The organism is bacterium, from assembly GCA_040755795.1.
Classification (GTDB): Bacteria; UBA9089; CG2-30-40-21; order CG2-30-40-21; family SBAY01; genus JBFLXS01.
On sequence record JBFLXS010000698.1, the window covers coordinates 1 to 1327 of the forward strand.

Here is a 1327-nt window from a genome sequence, read left to right on the forward strand (position 1 = left end):
TGAGGTGGCCGGGTTTGTCAAGACCATTTTTACTCTTTTTTTAGATGCATTGGGTATACCTCAAAGGGTAACGGAAGGAGCCCGTAGGGCGACTGGAGTTACCCTTTGACCAACCTCGCAAAACATCCCCCTCTTTTTGGCTGTTAACCTCCATAATGAACCTCATATGGGGTTTTATATCCCAATGATTGATGGTAACGACTATTGTTGTAGAATGGAAAATAACCTCCCAACCCATCTCTTGCATCATCATAACCCTGATAGCCTTTTATATAAACCTCTTCATACTTCACACTTCTCCACAGCCTCTCGGTGAAGATATTGTCGAATACTCTACCTCTACCATCCATACTGACTTTGATCCCATTATTCAATAATATCCCTGTGAAATCATTACTCGTAAACTGTGAGCCTTGATCAGTGTTGAATATATCAGGACTACCTTTTTTTAATGCCTCTTCCAGTGCCTCTACGCAAAAGTACACATCCAGACAGTTACTCAGACGCCAGGACAATACATAACGGCTAAACCAATCAATGATGGCAACAAGATACAAAAATCCTTGCCTTAGCCGAATGTAAGTAATATCTGCACTCCACACCTGGTTAGGATGGGTAATATCCATTCCTTTAAGTAAATATGGATATATCTTGTGTTGTGAGTGTGGCTTGCTTAAATTTGACTTTGGATAAATTGCATAAAGTCCCATCTTTTTCATAAGAGTACAAACCCTCTCTCTCCCAATATGATAACCTTCTCGCCTCAAGGCTTCTTTTATCTTACGACTCCCATAAAAGGGTGCCTCTGTAAAAATCTCATCAATACGGTTCATTATTTTCAATGTTTCCTCCGATACCTTTACTGGCTCATAATAAAGATTGGATCTGTGTAAACCTAAAAGCTCGCACTGCCTTCGAATACTTAACTGCTCATCTTCAGGCTCTATCAGCCTCTTTTTGTCTTCAATGCTCAAACGATGCAAATTTTTTTTTAAGCCATTCGTTTTCTACCCTTAACTGACCTATTTGACGATAAAGCTCATCAACTAATTTCTCTTTTTCTTTGTTGGCCTTATCTTTTTTACCTTTAAAAATGTCCACAACACCTTCTAAAACATGCTTTCGCCAGTTGCTAATTTGCGTCCTGTGAACCTCATACTTTGACGACAATTCTGCCATAGTCATCTCTTCCTTGATTGCTGCCAGGGCAACCTTAGCCATAAATTCAGGACTGAAACTTTTTCGCATTTTCGGACCTCCTTTTTACCATACATTATACCACATAATGTATCTTAACTACTGGTCCGAAAAACCCCTACCATTATAT

Annotated in this window: 1 protein-coding gene; it reads right to left on the reverse strand. The window is 39.4% G+C overall.

The window, feature by feature from the left end:
* Positions 1–143: 143 nt before the first annotated feature.
* Positions 144–1248, reverse strand: a protein-coding gene (locus tag AB1414_21040; protein MEW6609898.1) for an IS3 family transposase whose coding sequence is annotated in 2 segments (ribosomal slippage) — positions 144–966 and positions 965–1248 — 1107 coding nt in all. Because the reading frame shifts where the segments join, the coding sequence is not laid out codon by codon here.
* Positions 1249–1327: the final 79 nt, after the last annotated feature.